Here is a 15575-nt window from a genome sequence, read left to right as displayed (position 1 = left end):
GCGGTGTTCTTCCACGAGGCCGCGGTCGCCGATGCGATCGGTGCCGCGCGTCGGCTCGTGCCGCAACTCGAGACGGCGCGGCTCATGGCCCCGACGTGGACCCCCGAGCGCTTCGGGTCCGTTCCGCGCCTGTATGTCGAAGCGACACTGGATCGTTCGGTGCCGATCGTGACGCAGCGCGAGATGCAGCGGCTGGTGCCGGGCGCGCGGGTCGTCACGCTGGACAGCGATCATGCACCACAGCTGTCGGCGCGCGACGAGCTCGCGGCGGCACTCGCCGAGTTCGCCACCCGGGTGGCCGCCGAGACTGCGGCGGCATTGTAGCGAAATCGCTTGCCGGACAGCACAGTGGCCGCCGCCCGTGAGGGCAGCGGCCACTGTGGATCTTGCGCTGGTTACCGTCAGACGGTCGCCGCGACGGTCTCCTCGGCCTCGGCCGGGGAGCTCGTGCGGATCAGGTGGTCGAACGCGCTGAGCGCGGCGGTCGCACCCGCGCCGGCGGCGACGATGATCTGCTTGAACGGGACGGTCGTGCAGTCGCCGGCGGCGAACACGCCCGGCACCGAGGTGCGGCCGTGGGCGTCGACGACGATCTCGCCGCGCGGGCTGAGATCGACGGTGCCGGAGAGCCAGTCGGTGTTGGGCAGCAGGCCGATCTGCACGAACACGCCGTCCAGGTCGACGGTCTTCGACTCGTCGGTGGTGCGGTCGGTGTAGACCAGGCCGGTGACCTTGGAACCGTCGCCGAGGACCTCGGTGGTCAGCGCGCTGGTGACGATGTCGACGTTGGGCAGGCTGCGAAGCTTGCGCTGCAGCACCTCGTCGGCGCGCAGCACCGAGTCGAACTCGATGAGCGTCACGTGGGCGACGACGCCGGCGAGGTCGATGGCCGCTTCGACGCCGGAGTTGCCGCCGCCGATCACCGCGACACGCTTGCCCTTGAACAGCGGGCCGTCGCAGTGCGGGCAGTAGGTGACGCCCTTGTTGCGGTACTCCTGCTCGCCGGGCACGTTCATCGCGCGCCAGCGGGCGCCGGTCGCAAGAACGACGCTGCGCGAGAGCAGCCGCGCGCCGTTCTCGAGTTCGACCTCGACCAGACCGCCCTCGTTGGCGGCGGGCGTCAGCTTCGCGGCCTTCTGCACGTTCATGATGTCGACGTCGTACTGACGCACGTGGTTCTCGAGCTCGGCGGCGAACTTCGGGCCCTCGGTGTAGGGAACCGACGAGAAGTTCTCGATGGCCATGGTGTCGAGCACCTGGCCGCCGAACCGCTCGGCAAGAACGCCGGTGCGGATTCCCTTGCGGGAGGCGTAGATCGCGGCGGTCGCGCCGGCCGGGCCACCACCGACGACGAGGACGTCGAAGGGATCCTTCTCGCTGATCGCGGCGGCGGTGCGCTCGGCGGATCCGCTGTCGAGCTTGCCGACGATCTGCTCGAGGTTCATGCGCCCGGAGCCGAACAGTTCGCCGTTGAGGAAGACGGTGGGCACGGCCATGACCTGGCGGGCGTCGACCTCGTCCTGGAAGAGGGAGCCTTCGATCGCGGTGTGCTTGATGCGCGGGTTGATCACGCACATGGTGTTGAGTGCCTGCACCACGTCGGGGCAGTTCTGGCACGACAGCGAGAAGTAGGTCTCGAAGTGGTAGTCGCCGTCGAGATCGCGCACCTGCTCGAGCAGTTCCGCGGCTTCCTTCGAGGGGTGGCCGCCGACCTGCAGCAGGGCGAGCACGAGGGAGGTGAACTCGTGGCCGAGCGGGATACCGGCGAACTCGACCTCGATGTCGGTGCCGACCCGGCGGATCAGGAAGGAGGGGCGACGGGTGGCTTCACCGTCGCGCACGTGGGTGACCAGGTCGGACATGCCGGCGATCTGGTCGAGGAGGTCGGCGAGTTCCTTCGACTTCGGCCGGTCGTCGAGGGACGACACGAGCTCGATCGGCTGGGTGACCTTTTCGAGGAGCGACTTGAGCTGGGCGGCGAGGGAGGCATCGAGCATGAGGATCAACTCCAGAAGTGGAAGAACTGTGACCGGTGGGAATGGGGAGTCGGCGAACTTCTCAGCTCGAGCCGAGGAGATCCGGACGGCGCCCGGTGGTGCGGGACGAGGCCCGCGCCACCGGGACGAATTCCGTCGGGAAATCAGATCTTGCCGACGAGCTCCAGCGACGGGGCGAGGGTGGCGTCGCCCTCTTCCCACTTGGCCGGGCAGACCTCGCCCGGGTGGTTGCGGACGTACTGCGCAGCCTTGACCTTGCGGACGAGCTCGGCGGCGTTGCGGCCGATGCCCTCGGCGGTGACCTCGGTGAACTGGACGACGCCGTCCGGGTCGACCAGGAAGGTGCCGCGGTCGGCCAGGCCCTGGTTCTCGCGGAGGACCTCGAAGTCGGTGCTGATCTGCAGGGTCGGGTCGCCGATCATCGCGTACTTGATCTTGCCGATGGTCTCGGACGAGCTGTGCCACGCCTTGTGCGTGAAGTGCGTGTCGGTGGAAACAGAGAAGACCTCGACGCCGAGACCCTGCAGCTCCTCGTAGTGATCCGCCAGGTCACCGAGCTCGGTCGGGCAGACGAACGTGAAGTCGGCGGGGTAGAAGAAGAAGATCGCCCACTTGCCCTTGATGTCCTCGTCGGACACGGTCACGAAGGCACCGTCCTTGAAGGCCTCCGCCTTGAAGGGCTTGATCTGCTTGTTGATCAGCGACATGTAGAGCCTCACTCGGTCTCGATGGGGTTGACGGTTATCGACGTTAACGTCCACCTATTGATTGTGCCAATCGATTGTTCTTAGAAGTTCGATAAAGAATGGCTATCAACAAGGCATTACCGCAGGTAGGAGCATTGTCCGATTTATCCGATGTGACAGAACACACAAAGTGCGGCTGCGCCGCTCGTGTGCCTTTCTGGCGGCTGGGGACGCCAGAAAGGCACACCGGCGGCGGAGCCGCACCTAGGCTCGCGGCATGCGCGCACCGGCAGAGAAAGTCGCCTCCCCCGAGGACCTCGCACGGCAGCTGGACAGCACCGGCTACCTCGCCGACGAGGGGCTCGCCGTCTCGGCGTACCTCGCGCTGCGGATGGGTCGGCCGCTGTTCTGCGAGGGTGAACCCGGCACCGGCAAGACGTCCCTCGCCGTCGCGCTCGCCGAAGCGCTCGACCTGCCCCTGGTCCGGCTGCAGTGCCACGAAGGCATCGACGCCGCGCAGGCCCTCTACGACTGGGACTTCCCGCGCCAGCTCCTGCACCTTCGCACCCTCGAGGCGGCGTCGGCCGGCACCCTCGACCCGGACGCCGCGGAACGCTCGCTCTACACCGAACGGTTCCTGCTCACCCGACCGCTGCTGCGGGCCCTCACCGAATCCCCGTGCGTGCTGCTCGTCGACGAGATCGACCGCGCCGACGACGAGTTCGAGGCGTTCCTGCTGCAGCTGCTCGACGAGAACGCCGTCACGATCCCCGAACTCGGCGAGATCCGCGCGGCCGTGCCCCCGCTGGTGGTGCTCACGTCCAACCGGACCCGCGAGGTCCACGACGCCCTGAAACGACGCTGCCTGTACCTGTGGGTCGACCACCCGGACCTGGAACGCGAGGTCGCGATCCTGCGCCGGCGCCTCCCGGGCATCGACGAGACCCTCGCCCGGCAGGTCACCCGCGCCGTGCACGTCCTGCGCGAGATGGAACTGCTCAAACCGCCGGGCGTCGCCGAAACCCTCGATTGGGCGCGGGCCCTGCTCGAACTCGACCGCACCGTGCTGGACGCGGCGACCGCGTCGGCGACGCTCGGCGCCGTGCTCAAGTACCGGGAGGACCTCGCGCGCGTCGCCCGCGCCGGTCTGGACCGGCTGGTGGCGGGGTGACCGGGCCGTGCACACCGCATCACCCTCCGGAGGTGCTCTCGTCGGGCTCATCGGATTCACCCGCGCGCTCGCCGCGGCGGGCCTGCCCGTCGCTCCGGACGCCACCGCCGCGTTCGTCACGGCCGTGACCGAACTCGATCTCGCCGACCCCGGCCACCTGTACTGGGCTGGCCGCGCGACCCTGTGCCACAACCCCGACGACCTCGCCCGCTACGACCTGGCCTTCGAAAGCTGGTTCGGTGGAACGGTTCCCACCCACCCCGGGTTGACGGCGGAATCGCAACCGAAGCTCTCGCACATCGCCGCCCTCGCCGAAGCCGCGACCGCGGGCTCGGACGAAGCCGCGCCTGACCTGCAGGTCGCCGCCGACGAGACCGAGGTGCTGCGGCACCGCGACATCGCCGAACTCACCCCCGCCGAACGGGCTCACCTCGACGAGCTCATCGCCACGCTGCGTCCGCGGCCGCCGATGCGCGCGGCACTGCGGGTGCGCCCGTCGCGGCGCGGACCCGTCGATCCGCGCCGCACTCTCCGGGCGATGCTCTCCGCCGGCGGGGAACCGGTGCGGCCGAGCCACCACCGCAAGGCCACCCGCCCGCGTCGCGTCGTCCTGCTCGTCGACGTGTCCGGATCGATGAGCCCGTACGCCGACGCGCTGCTGCGGTTCGCGCACGTCGTCACCCGCGCGAACCCGTCCGGCACCGAGGTGTTCTCCCTCGGCACCCGGCTCACGCGGCTCTCGCGCGCGCTGCGGGCACGCGACCCCGAGATCGCCCTCGCCGGGGCCGGTCGCGCCGTCCCCGACTGGGCCGGCGGTACCCGGCTCGGCGAAACACTGCAGGCATTCCTGGACCGGTGGGGCCGGCGCGGTCTGGCGCGCGGCGCCGTCGTCGTGGTGTTCTCGGACGGCTGGGAGCGCGGCGACCCGTCGCTGCTGGCCGAACAGATGGCGCAGCTGCGGCGCCTCGCCCACGCCGTACTGTGGGTTAATCCGCATGCAGGCGTCGACGGCTATCAGCCCGTGCAGTCGGGCATCTCGGCGGCGCTGCCCCACATCGACCGTCTGCTCGCGGGCCACAGCCTGGCCACGCTGCAGGCACTGCTGGAGGAGGTTCACCGTGCGTGAGGTTCTCGACGAGCTCGACCGCCGCTACCGGGACGGGGAGCCCGTGGCGCTCGGTACCGTGGTGTCGACGTTCCGGTCGGCGCCACGTGGGCCGGGAGCGTCGATGCTGGTGGCCGCGGACGGCACCGTCACCGGCAGCGTGTCCGGTGGGTGCGTCGAGGGAGCCGTGTACGAACTGGCACAGGACGTCATCGGCGACGGCGTCCCGGTGCTGCAGCGGTACGGGGTGTCCGACGACGACGCGTTCTCCGTCGGGCTGACCTGCGGCGGCATCATCGACGTGTTCGTCGAACGCATCGACGAACCGAGCTTCCCCGCGTTCCCCGCGCTCGTGGACTCGGTGCGCGCGGGGGAACCGGTCGCCGTCGCGACCGTCACCGAGCATCCCGACGCCGCGACCGTCGGCCGCCGCCTGGTCGTGTGGCCGGACCGCGCCGACGGAGAGCTCGGATCCGACCGCATGAACGAGGCCGTCACCGACGACGCCCGCGGCCTGCTCGACGTAGGGCGCTCCGGCACCCTGCACTACGGGCCGGACGGGCAACGTCGCGGTGAGGGAATGTCGGTGTTCGTCAACGTCTTCCAGCCGCCCCCGAGGATGCTGGTGTTCGGCGCGATCGACTTCGCCGCGGCGATGGCGAAGCTCGGGTCGTTCCTCGGATACCGGGTGACGGTGTGCGACGCCCGCGGCGTGTTCGCGACCACCGCCCGCTTCCCCGCCGCCGACGAGGTGGTCGTGGACTGGCCGCACCGCTATCTCGCCGCCGAAGCCGAGGCCGGACGGGTCGACAGCCGCACGGTCGTCGCGGTGCTCACCCACGATCCGAAGTTCGACGTGCCGCTGCTCGAGGTCGCGTTGCGCATGGACCTGGCGTACGTCGGGGCGATGGGGTCGCGTCGCACCCACGACGACCGGCTCGCCCGGCTGCGGGAGGCGGGGGTCGGCGACGACGAAATCGCTCGTCTCTCGTCGCCGATCGGCCTGGATCTGGGGGCCCGCACCCCCGAGGAGACGGCGGTGTCCATCGCCGCGGAGATCATCGCGCTGCGGTGGGGAGGCCGCGGAGAACGCCTCACCCGGACCGAGGGCCCGATCCACGGTCACGAGGGCGCGCCGGCCGGCCACCACGACTGAGGATCCGCCGCGCGAAGAAACCGTCGGAAACGGGCAGAACCGTCGGAAAGACAACTGCCGTTTCTGCGATTCCGGCCGTTCGGACAGCCCTCGGAGGGCACAGTGTCAGTCATCTGAAGTCATCCGGATTCGGATGCACGGCACGGGAGGCTCGATGCGCATAACTGTCACCGTCGACGGCACCAGCTACACGGACGATGTCGAACCGCGTCTGTTGCTCGTCCACTATCTCCGCGACCGCCTCGGCAAGGTCGGCACGGTCGTCGGTTGCGACACCAGCAACTGTGGCGCCTGCACCGTCCACCTGAACGGCCGCAGCGTCAAATCCTGCTCGGTGCTGGCGGTGCAGGCCGACGGCGCCGAGGTCACCACCGTCGAAGGTCTCGCGACCGACGGCGCGCTGCACCCCGTGCAGCAGGCGTTCCACGACAACCACGCCCTGCAGTGCGGCTACTGCACGCCCGGCATGATCATGTCGACACTCGACCTGCTCAGCGAGAACCCGGACCCCGACGACCGGCAGGTCCGGCTCGGGCTCGAGGGAAACCTGTGCCGCTGCACGGGATATCAGAACATCGTCGCCGCCGCGCAGGACGCCGCGCGGCGCCTGCGTGAGGCCGACGCGACCACGGGAGGCGCCCGATGACCAGCACCGTCGACGCCGGCGCCACCACTCCGGAACCGGAGATCGGCAAGGCCCGGGTCCGCAAGGAGGACGAGCACCTGCTCACCGGCCGCACCAAGTGGACCGACAACCTGGTGCTGCCCGGCATGGTGCACCTGGCGATTCTGCGCAGCCCGCTCGCACACGCCCGCATCACCAACATCGACGTCACCGAGGCCCGGAAGATGCCCGGCGTGATCGCCGTCTACACCGGCGCCGATCTGGCCGAGGAACAGGGCAGCCTGCCGTGCGCCTGGCAGATCACCCCGGACATGAAGGCGCCCCCCGCACCGGCACTGGCGGTGGACACGGTGAACTTCGCGGGTGAAGCGGTCGCGGTGGTCGCCGCGCGCAGCGCGTACGAGGCGCACGACGCGCTCGAGGGCATCGACGTCGACTACGACGAACTGCCCGTGGTGCTCGATCTGGCCGCGGCCGCGCGCGAGGGCAGCGACCTCGTGCATCCGGATCTGGGCACGAACGTCAGCGCCACGTGGACCTTCGATTCGGCCGAGGCCGGCACCGGCGGCAACGTGGAGGACGCGATCCGCGACGCCGAGGTCGTCGTCGAGCGCACGTTCCGGCAGCAGCGGCTCATTCCCGCGTTCATGGAACCGCGCTCGACGGTGGTGGATCCGACGGGCCCGCAGATCACCATGTGGTCGGCGACCCAGGTGCCGCACGTGCTCAAACTGATGCTCGCGATGAGTCTGGGCATCCCCGAGCACAAGCTGCGGGTGATCGCACCGGACGTGGGCGGCGGGTTCGGCGGCAAGCTGCAGGTCACCCCGGAGGAGGTCGTGACCCTGCTGGTGGCGCGGCGGCTCGGCAAGCCCGCCAAGTACACCGAGACGCGCAGCGAGTCGATGGCGGCCGCGCATCACGGCCGCGACCAGATCCAGAAGCTCACCCTCGCCGCGCGCCGCGACGGCACCGTCACCGGGCTGAAGGTGGAACTGCTCGCCGACATGGGCGCCTACCTGCGCCTGGTGACCTCGGGTGTGCCGATCCTGGGCGCGTTCATGTTCAACGGGATCTACAAGTTCGGCGCGTACCACTTCTCGTGCACCAACGTGTTCACCAACAAAGTGCCGACCGATGCCTATCGCGGTGCGGGCCGGCCGGAGGCGACCTTCGCGATCGAACGGATGATGGACGAATTGGCCGCCGAACTGTCCATGGATCCGCTCGAGCTGCGCGAGAAGAACTGGATCCGCCACGAGGAGTTCCCGTTCGCGACGATCGCCGGTTTGACGTACGACTCGGGGAACTACGAGGCCGCGACCGCCCGCGCAAAGGAGTTGTTCGACTACGACGGGTTGCGGCGCGAACAGGCGGAGCGACGCGAACGCAACGATCCGGTGCAGCTCGGGATCGGGGTCTCGACGTTCACCGAGATGTGCGGGCTCGCGCCGTCGCGGGTGCTCGGGTCCCTCGCGTACGGTGCGGGCGGCTGGGAGCACGCGTCGATCCGGATGCTGCCGACCGGCAAGGTCGAGGTGGTCACCGGGGCGTCCGCGCACGGTCAGGGGCACGAGACGGCGTTCTCTCAGATCGTCGCGGACCGGCTCGGCATCCCGTTCGAGGACATCGAGGTGCTGCACGGCGACACCCAGACGTCGCCGCGCGGCCTGGACACCTACGGGTCGCGGTCGCTGGCGGTGGGCGGTATCGCGATCGTCGCGGCCGCCGAGAAGGTCGTCGCCAAGGCCCGGCCCATCGCCGCGCACCTGCTCGAATGCGCCGAGGAGGACCTCGAATTCACCGGCGGCCGGTTCCAGGTGGCGGGCACGCAGAAAGCGGTCGCGTTGACCGACGTGGCTCTGGCGGTGTTCGCCGCGCACAACCTGCCCGACGGGATCGAACCGAACCTGGATTCGGAGGCCACCTACGACCCGGACAACTTCTCGTATCCCCACGGCACACATCTGTGCGCGGTCGAGGTCGACACCGAGACCGGCTGGGTGAATATCCGGAAGTACGTGTGCGTCGACGACATCGGGCACGTGGTGAATCCGCTGATCGTCGACGGCCAGGTGCACGGCGGACTCGCGCAGGGCATCGCGCAGGCACTGTACGAGGAGGCGGTGCACGACGAGTCGGGCACGCTGCTGAGCGGATCGTTCGCCGAGTACCTGCTGCCGTCGTCGGCGGATCTGCCGGAGTTCACCACCGACCGCACCGAAACCCCCGCGACGGGGAACCCGCTGGGCGTCAAGGGCGTCGGCGAGGCCGGCACGATCGCCTCGACACCGGCGGTGGTCAATTCGGTGCTCGACGCGGTGCGCCATTTCGGTGTCCGCGACATCGAAATGCCGTGCACGCCGATGCGGGTGTGGCACGCGATCGAATCCGCTCAGGGAGGGGCCCGATGATTCCGTCCGCGTTCGACTACATCGCCCCGACGAGTCTCGACGAGGCCGTCGACGCGTTGGTCTCCGCCGGTGAGGATGCGAAGGTCATCGCCGGTGGCCAGAGCCTGATGCCGGTGCTGCGGCTGCGGATGGCCGCGCCGACGGTGCTCGTCGACATCGGTCGTGTCCCCGAGTTGAGCGGGGTGCGCGAGGACGGCGACGAACTGGTGATCGGTGCGATGACCACCCATCACGACGTGGCGCACGACCCGTTGGTCCGCGAGCACGCCCGCCTGCTCGCCGAAGCCGCGAGCACGGTCGCCGATCCGCAGATCCGGCATCGCGGCACGCTGGGTGGCGCTCTCGCGCATGCCGATCCGGCCGGGGACATGGGCGCGCCGGTGCTGGCACTGGACGGCACGTTCGTCGCCGTCGGTCCGGCCGGGCGGCGCAGCATCCCGGCCGCCGATTTCTTCGAGGACTACTTCACCACGGCGCTCGGCGCCGACGAGATCCTCGCCGAGATCCGGATCCCGAGGCACACCGGCTGGGCCGCGCACTACGAGAAGTTCAACCGGGTCGCGCACGCGTGGTCGATCGTCGGTGTCGCGGCGACCGTCGCCGTCGAGAGCGGCACTATCGCGCAGGCACGGGTCGCGTTGACGAACATGGCGTCGGTGCCGGTCCGGGCGCGGGCAGTCGAGGAGCTACTCACCGGTCGCCCGGCGAACGCGGATACGATCCGGGAGGCCGCCGAGCACGCCGCCGAGGGCACCAGTCCCATCGGTGACGGCAACGCGGACGTCGAGTACCGCACGCATCTCGCCCGGGTCCTCACGCGCCGAGCCGTGACGACGGCAGCCGGGCTCTGACATCTGAGGGGATCGACCATGCAACTGGAACATCAACTGTCCGTGCCCGCACCGATCGACGAGGTGTGGTCGGCGGTGCTCGATCCGGAGAAGGTCGCGCCGTGCATGCCGGGCGCGACCCTCACCGGCGTCGACGGTGACACCTTCACCGGCACCGTGAAGGTGAAGATCGGGCCCGTCGCCTTGACCTACAAGGGCACCGGCGAGTTCGTGGAGAAGGACGAGGCCGCGCGAAAGGTGGTGCTGCTGGCTAAGGCCAAGGACTCCCGCGGCAACGGCACGGTGGACGCGACCATCACCATCACCCTCACCGAGAACGGCGAGAACACCGACGGCACCGTGAACACGGATCTGTCCATCACCGGTAAGCCGGCCCAGTTCGGGCGCGGCATGATCTCCGACGTCGGCGGCAAGATCATCGAGCAGTTCGCAGAGTGCCTGTCCAAGAAGCTCGGCCCGGCCGCCGAGGAGCCGGCTCCTGCAACCGAGGCCGCCGCACCCGAGGCAGCTGTGCCGGGGAGCACCGCCGCTGCGGCCGCTACCGCCGAGGCCGCCGCTTCCGAGGCCGCGGCACCGGTGGCGACGCCCGAGGCCGCCGCACCCGCACCCGCGGCTGCCCAGGCCCCGGTGGCGCCGGTTGCCGAGGCCGAACCGCTCGACCTCATGCAGTACGCGCGGGGCTCGGCGATCAAACGCATCGGACCCGCCGTGGGCGCGGCCGCGCTGCTGGTGATCGTCCTCCTGGTGCTGCGGCGCCTGCTCGGCTCCCGCGACTGACGCGTCCGGCCGCCACCTGCCCGGTGGCGGCCGGAGCGCCGGTTCGTTCATACCTCGACGATCACCGTCGGGTCAGTCCCCGCCCTTGTATTCGACGACGTACTCACCGGACATGATCTTCTCCCGGTACTCCTCGAACAGCGCCATCGCCTCGGGCGAGATCTTGTCGGCGAACGCCGGGTTGATCACGACGTCGAGGTTCCACACGATCGACGAGACGACGTTGTCGGGCGCGAGGGGCGTCTGGTCCATGGCGTATCCGACGACGTCGACGCCGCGCTGCTCGGCGCCCTCGACCGTGGCGGCGTCGACACCGCAGCTGGTGAACTGGTCGGCACCCTGGTCGACGAGGGCGTTGACGGCCTCGAGCGTCTGCGCGGCCGCGTCGGACCACCCGCCGATGTAGGCCGGCTTCAGGGTGATCTCACCCGGACCCTTGTAGGTGAGCTTCGCGCCGTCCGCGAACGACTCGATCTGCGCCTTGCACACGGGAATCTCGAATCCCGCTGTACCGGCGAGGATTCCGGTCTCGGTCAGCGATCCGGCGAGGATGCCGGTCAGGAACGAGGCCTCGTAGAACGGCTGGCTGTAGTCGGCCATGTTCTCGGTGATGTCACCGAACCCACCGGCGTAGGCGAACAGCACATCGGGGTAGTCGGCGAGGATGTTCTTGATCGGTTCGCCGTAGTTGAAGGAGTGGCCGACGATGAGCCGGTTGCCGTCCTCGGCGAGATCGGTCGCGATCTGGGCGATCTGATCGGAAGTCGCACCCGAATCCTGCTGTACCACAGTCAGATCGATGAGCCCTTCGTCGTCGAGTTTCTGTGCGCCTTCCACCATGCCCTGGTTCCAGCCCAGGTCGTTGACCGGGCCGGAGGTGATGACGGCAACCTTGATCGCGCCGTCGCCGGAGGCGTCGCCGCCCGAATCCGAACTCGAACATCCGGCGACGGTGACGACCACGGCGGCCGCGGCCGCGACGGCGGTACCCAACTTCTTCACAGAACTCTCCTAACCACGGGGAAACCCGTTACGTGTACTGCCATTTCGCGGGGGCTGTCATTTCGCGGGAACGAAGGGGCTTCCCAGCGCAGAGGGGGCATTGGTTCGGCGGAACCACACGGTGGTGACGACGACCGCGATCAGGGTGACCGCGTACGGTAAGGCCTGGAACAGCTCGTAGGGCACGACCGTGGCCTGCCCGCCCGACGCGGACTGGACGCGGAGCTGGAACGCGTCGACGAGACCGAACATGAAACCGCCGGCCATGGCGCCCAGCGGGTTCCATCGGGCCAGGATCACCACCCCGAGCGCGACCCAGCCTCGACCACCGGTGATGCCGTCCTGGAAGAAGCCGAGGCCGTCGACGACCAGCGCACCGGCCAGACCGGCGGTGGCTCCGGACACGAGCAGTGCGGCCCATCGTGTGCCAGGCACGGAGACCCCGACCGAGTCCGCGGCGTTCGGATTCTCCCCGGATGCGCGCACCGACAGGCCGAATGCGGTGCGCCCCAGCACCCACCAGAGGGCGACGACGATCGCGATCGACAGGTAGACGAGGGGGGACTGCGAGAACAGCACCGGCCCGAGCAGCGGGATGTCCGACAGGACGGGGATCTCGACCGGCGCGGTGCCCTGCGTGCGCGGCGGCGTGCCGCTGATCCCGAATGTCTGCAGGTACAGGAACGATGCGAGACCGGTCCCGAGAATCACCACCGAGATGCCGGTGATGATCTGGTCGATGCCCAGCGTGATGGTGGCGGCGCCCACGACCGCGGCGACGGCCAGGCCGGCGGTCGCCCCGACCGCGGCACCGAGCAGCGGGCTGCCGCTGTAGTAGGTCGTGATGAACGCGGCGACCGCGCCCATCATCATCTGCCCCTCGATGCCCAGGTTCAGCACCCCGGAGCGTTCGGCGAGGCACGCGCCGGCCGCCGCGACAATGATCGGCATCGCCAGGCGCAGCGCCGCGGTGAGCAACGGCACGATGGCACCGGCGCCCAGGACATCGGACCAGTTCATCGGGCACGCTCCACAATTCGATTCGCCACCAGCACGGTCAGGATCATCACCGCCTGTACCACCGTCCCGATGGACGCCGGGATCTCCTGCGTCCGCTGCACCGCCTGTCCGCCGAGTGTCAGCCCGGACACCAGCGCCGCAGCGAGGACGATCCCGAAGGGGTTGCGCCGGCCGAGCAGCGCGACGACGATCGCGGTGAAGCCGATTCCCGACGAGATCGCCAGGGAGAGACGGAACTCGCTGCCGAGCAACATGATTGCGCCCGCAATTCCGCCGAGGGCGCCGCTGATCAACGATGCGGTGATCACCGTGCGGGCCACATCGATACCGTTGGCGGCGGCCACGGTCGGGCTCTCCCCCACCACCTGCGACGCGAAACCGAAACGGGTGGAACGCATCAGCCACCACACCGCGGGGACGGCGAGCACGGCGACGAGCACACCGAGGTGAATCTTGGTCCCGGGGAAGGTCGCCAGCTGCGCCCACTCCGGGATCCGTTCCGACTCGGGGGTGAAACCGTTGGGGTTCGCCAGCGGTTTGCGCACCGCCCACGCCAGGCCGTAGAAGACCAGGTAGTTGAGCATGAGCGAGGAGATGATCTCGTTGACGCCGAGCCGGGCCTTCAGCACCCCCGCGACCGCGCCGACGAGCGCACCTGCCGCCGCGGCCGTGACCGCGACGACCGGGATCGCCACCCAGCTGCTCCCGAGCGGCAGGCCGAGCACCACCGCGGTGGCGGTGATCGCACCGACGTCGTAGTGGCCCTGCGCCCCGATGGTGACGAAACCGGTGCGGTAGGCGACGGCATAACCGAGTCCCATGAGCACGAGCGGGGTCATGCCGGTCAGCAGCCGCCCGAGCTGGGTGTCCCCGCCGAGCGCGGCGTCGAGCATGGTGCCATAGGCCTCGAGGGGTGAACCGCCGGCCAGGACGATCAGCACCGCGCCGACCGCCAGGCCGACCATCACGGCGAGCAGCGGCACCGCGGCTGCGGTCGCGGCGGCTCGCACCCGGGACGTGCCGGAGCCGTCCGACGGTGCCGGTGGGGCGGGCGGGGCAGTGAGCGTGCCCGCGTTCACGCGGCGTTCTCCTGGATCTGCCGACCGCCCATCGCGGAGCCGATCGCCTCGCGGTCGAACGGGCCGTCGGCGAACTCGGCGACGATCCGGCCGCGGTAGAGAACGACGACCCGGTCGGCGAGGCTGCAGATCTCGTCGAGGTCCGAGGAGATCAGCATGATCGCCGCTCCCCGAGCACGGTGTTGTTCCAGTGTGGCCCAGACGAATTCGGTTGCCCCGACGTCGAGGCCACGGGTGGGCTGAGCGACGAGCAGGACGTCGGGCTCACCGTCGAGCACGCGGCCCAGCACCACGCGCTGCGCGTGTCCGCAGGAGAGGGTTCCCACCGGGACGGACGGGCTCGCGGCCTTGACGGACAGCGCCTCGATGATCCGGACGGCGCGGTCGCGGATCGCTTTGCGCGACAGCGCCCCCCAGCGCCGAGCGACCGGCGGCCGCGCGGACGAGTCGACGGACAGGTTCACATCGATCCCGAGGGCCTTGGCGAGACCGCGGGTGTAGCGGTCGGACGGGACGATCCCGACCCCTGCGGCGCGGACCGTACCGGGGGTGAGCCGCTCGACGACCTCACCTCCGATCCGGACGACCCCGGCGGTGGCCGGGGCGAGCCCGGACACGACGTCCTCGAGCGTCGCTTGGCCGTTGCCCTCCACACCGGCGACCGCGACGAGTTCCCCTGCCTTCACGGCGAGATTCACGTCGTGCAGCTGCCCCGGCACGGACACGCCGGCGAGTTCGAGTGCCGTGGCGCCGGGCGGCGAGGTGGCCGCCCGTCGCACGCCCAGCCCGACCTCACGGCCCACCATGTGGCGGGCCAGTTCGGCGGTGGTGACGTCGGCGACCGCCTTCTCGGCGACCAGACGGCCGCCCCGCAGGACGCTGACCCTGTCGCAGGCCTCGAGCACTTCCTCGAGGTGGTGGGTGATCAGCACGATGCCGACGTTCAGATTGGCTGCGAGGTCGCGGATCCGGGACAGAAGGGCGTCAACTTCGGGGGGAGCGAGGTTCGCGGTGGGTTCGTCGAGAAGCAGATAGTGCGCGCCCTGGTGCAGGGCCCGCAGGATCTCGACGCGTTGCTGCTCGCCGACCGAGAGCGAGTCGATGCGCGCCCGGGGATCGCACTGCAGGCCGGTTTCCTCTGCGAGCGATTCGATTTCGCGTGACATCGCGCGGAGACGGTTGCGTCCGACGATGCCGCGGGACCGGCCGAGCAGGAAGTTCTCCGCGACGGTCATGTTGGGCACGAGCATGAAATGCTGGTGCACCATCGCAATCCGATTGCGATTTCCCTCGGTGAGTTCCGCCCCGTCGAGCGTGACGGTGCCCTCGTCGGCGGGCAGCAGTCCGGTGAGAATCCGCATGAGAGTGGATTTGCCGGCGCCGTTCTCGCCGAGCAACGCGTGGACCTCGCCCGGGCGCACGTGCAACGAGACGTCGCGCAGGACCACGTTGTCGCCGAACGCGCGCCGGATGTTGCGCATCACGACGCCCGGTGCAGCGGGGTCCGTGTCGGACACGGTGTCGGCGTCCGATGCCGTGCGGCGCAGAGCTGAGGCAGTCATCATGCGGTGTACGCCCTTCCGCGCAATCGTTGTTTGCAATAGGCAGACAATGCAGGTCGATGGTTGAACGGCAATGTCCCATTCGTGACGTTTGTGTTTCGGGGCTGCGCCCCGGTGTGCCGTTGTGGCG

The 15575-nt window shown here is 69.6% G+C and carries 13 protein-coding genes and 1 pseudogene; 8 read left to right on the top strand and 6 right to left on the bottom strand.

The window, feature by feature from the left end; translation table 11 throughout:
• Window positions 1-324: pseudogene (locus I0Q12_RS15400) on the top strand (alpha/beta hydrolase); the annotation flags it as partial.
• A 77-nt stretch (window positions 325-401) separates the two neighbouring features.
• On the opposite strand, the gene ahpF reads toward I0Q12_RS15400, so the two are convergent.
• On the bottom strand, window positions 402-1997 hold the full coding sequence (ahpF, locus tag I0Q12_RS15395) for an alkyl hydroperoxide reductase subunit F (RefSeq protein ID WP_197252730.1): 1596 nt from the start codon (window positions 1995-1997) through the stop codon (window positions 402-404).
• 143 nt (window positions 1998-2140) lie between these two features.
• Window positions 2141-2704 carry an alkyl hydroperoxide reductase subunit C gene (ahpC, locus tag I0Q12_RS15390; protein ID WP_197252747.1) on the bottom strand — a complete coding sequence of 188 codons (564 nt, stop codon included), beginning with the start codon at window positions 2702-2704 and terminating at the stop codon, window positions 2141-2143.
• A 256-nt stretch (window positions 2705-2960) separates the two neighbouring features.
• On the opposite strand from ahpC, the gene I0Q12_RS15385 reads away from it, so the two are divergent.
• The 7 genes from I0Q12_RS15385 to I0Q12_RS15355 all read left to right on the top strand — a co-directional run bounded on the left by I0Q12_RS15385 (window position 2961) and on the right by I0Q12_RS15355 (window position 10782).
• On the top strand, window positions 2961-3854 hold the full coding sequence (locus I0Q12_RS15385) for a MoxR family ATPase (protein ID WP_197252729.1): 894 nt from the start codon (window positions 2961-2963) through the stop codon (window positions 3852-3854).
• A gap of 7 nt (window positions 3855-3861) precedes the next feature.
• Complete coding sequence (locus tag I0Q12_RS15380; RefSeq protein WP_197252728.1) at window positions 3862-4980, top strand: VWA domain-containing protein; 1119 nt, start codon at window positions 3862-3864, stop codon at window positions 4978-4980.
• Entirely contained in the window at window positions 4973-6115 is a 1143-nt protein-coding gene (locus tag I0Q12_RS15375) for an XdhC/CoxI family protein (RefSeq protein WP_197252727.1), read from the top strand. The genes I0Q12_RS15380 and I0Q12_RS15375 overlap by 8 nt, the downstream gene beginning before the upstream one ends.
• Before the next feature lie 154 nt (window positions 6116-6269).
• Entirely contained in the window at window positions 6270-6761 is a 492-nt protein-coding gene (locus tag I0Q12_RS15370) for a (2Fe-2S)-binding protein (protein ID WP_197252726.1), read from the top strand.
• Window positions 6758-9154 (top strand): xanthine dehydrogenase family protein molybdopterin-binding subunit, encoded by a 2397-nt coding sequence (locus tag I0Q12_RS15365; RefSeq protein WP_197252725.1) that lies wholly within the window; start codon window positions 6758-6760, stop codon window positions 9152-9154. The genes I0Q12_RS15370 and I0Q12_RS15365 overlap by 4 nt, the downstream gene beginning before the upstream one ends.
• Window positions 9151-10005 carry a xanthine dehydrogenase family protein subunit M gene (locus I0Q12_RS15360; protein WP_197252724.1) on the top strand — a complete coding sequence of 285 codons (855 nt, stop codon included), beginning with the start codon at window positions 9151-9153 and terminating at the stop codon, window positions 10003-10005. The genes I0Q12_RS15365 and I0Q12_RS15360 overlap by 4 nt, the downstream gene beginning before the upstream one ends.
• 18 nt (window positions 10006-10023) lie before the next feature.
• Window positions 10024-10782, top strand: a complete 759-nt coding sequence (locus I0Q12_RS15355; protein ID WP_197252723.1) for an SRPBCC family protein — start codon at window positions 10024-10026, stop codon at window positions 10780-10782.
• A 72-nt stretch (window positions 10783-10854) separates the two neighbouring features.
• Here I0Q12_RS15355 and I0Q12_RS15350 read toward each other — a convergent pair whose 3' ends face one another.
• The 4 genes from I0Q12_RS15350 to I0Q12_RS15335 are packed head-to-tail and all read right to left on the bottom strand — an operon-like array spanning window position 10855 to window position 15448.
• Window positions 10855-11784, bottom strand: coding sequence for a BMP family protein (locus I0Q12_RS15350; protein ID WP_307846263.1), 930 nt, complete (start codon window positions 11782-11784; stop codon window positions 10855-10857).
• Window positions 11785-11841: 57 nt separating this feature from the next.
• Entirely contained in the window at window positions 11842-12804 is a 963-nt protein-coding gene (locus I0Q12_RS15345; protein WP_197252722.1) for an ABC transporter permease, read from the bottom strand.
• Window positions 12801-13883, bottom strand: coding sequence for an ABC transporter permease (locus I0Q12_RS15340; protein WP_307846262.1), 1083 nt, complete (start codon window positions 13881-13883; stop codon window positions 12801-12803). Before I0Q12_RS15340 ends, I0Q12_RS15345 begins: the two co-directional genes overlap by 4 nt.
• Window positions 13880-15448, bottom strand: a complete 1569-nt coding sequence (locus I0Q12_RS15335; protein WP_197252721.1) for an ABC transporter ATP-binding protein — start codon at window positions 15446-15448, stop codon at window positions 13880-13882. Before I0Q12_RS15335 ends, I0Q12_RS15340 begins: the two co-directional genes overlap by 4 nt.
• Window positions 15449-15575 lie beyond the last annotated feature (127 nt).

It is taken from the genome of Rhodococcus sp. CX (assembly GCF_015865005.1).
In the GTDB taxonomy this organism is placed as follows: domain Bacteria; phylum Actinomycetota; class Actinomycetes; order Mycobacteriales; family Mycobacteriaceae; genus Rhodococcus.
This window is presented reverse-complemented; position numbering and strand designations above follow the sequence as displayed.

Excerpts from the sequence above, each read along its gene's own strand:
- ahpF (WP_197252730.1), bottom strand. The coding sequence starts at position 1,997 with ATGCTCGATGCCTCCCTCGCCGCCCAGCTCAAGTCGCTCCTCGAAAAG.
- I0Q12_RS15365 (WP_197252725.1), top strand. The coding sequence starts at position 6,758 with ATGACCAGCACCGTCGACGCCGGCGCCACCACTCCGGAACCGGAGATC.
- I0Q12_RS15360 (WP_197252724.1), top strand. The coding sequence starts at position 9,151 with ATGATTCCGTCCGCGTTCGACTACATCGCCCCGACGAGTCTCGACGAG.
- I0Q12_RS15385 (WP_197252729.1), top strand. The coding sequence starts at position 2,961 with ATGCGCGCACCGGCAGAGAAAGTCGCCTCCCCCGAGGACCTCGCACGG.
- I0Q12_RS15335 (WP_197252721.1), bottom strand. The coding sequence starts at position 15,448 with ATGATGACTGCCTCAGCTCTGCGCCGCACGGCATCGGACGCCGACACC.
- I0Q12_RS15355 (WP_197252723.1), top strand. The coding sequence starts at position 10,024 with ATGCAACTGGAACATCAACTGTCCGTGCCCGCACCGATCGACGAGGTG.
- ahpC (WP_197252747.1), bottom strand. The coding sequence starts at position 2,704 with ATGTCGCTGATCAACAAGCAGATCAAGCCCTTCAAGGCGGAGGCCTTC.
- I0Q12_RS15370 (WP_197252726.1), top strand. The coding sequence starts at position 6,270 with ATGCGCATAACTGTCACCGTCGACGGCACCAGCTACACGGACGATGTC.
- I0Q12_RS15345 (WP_197252722.1), bottom strand. The coding sequence starts at position 12,804 with ATGAACTGGTCCGATGTCCTGGGCGCCGGTGCCATCGTGCCGTTGCTC.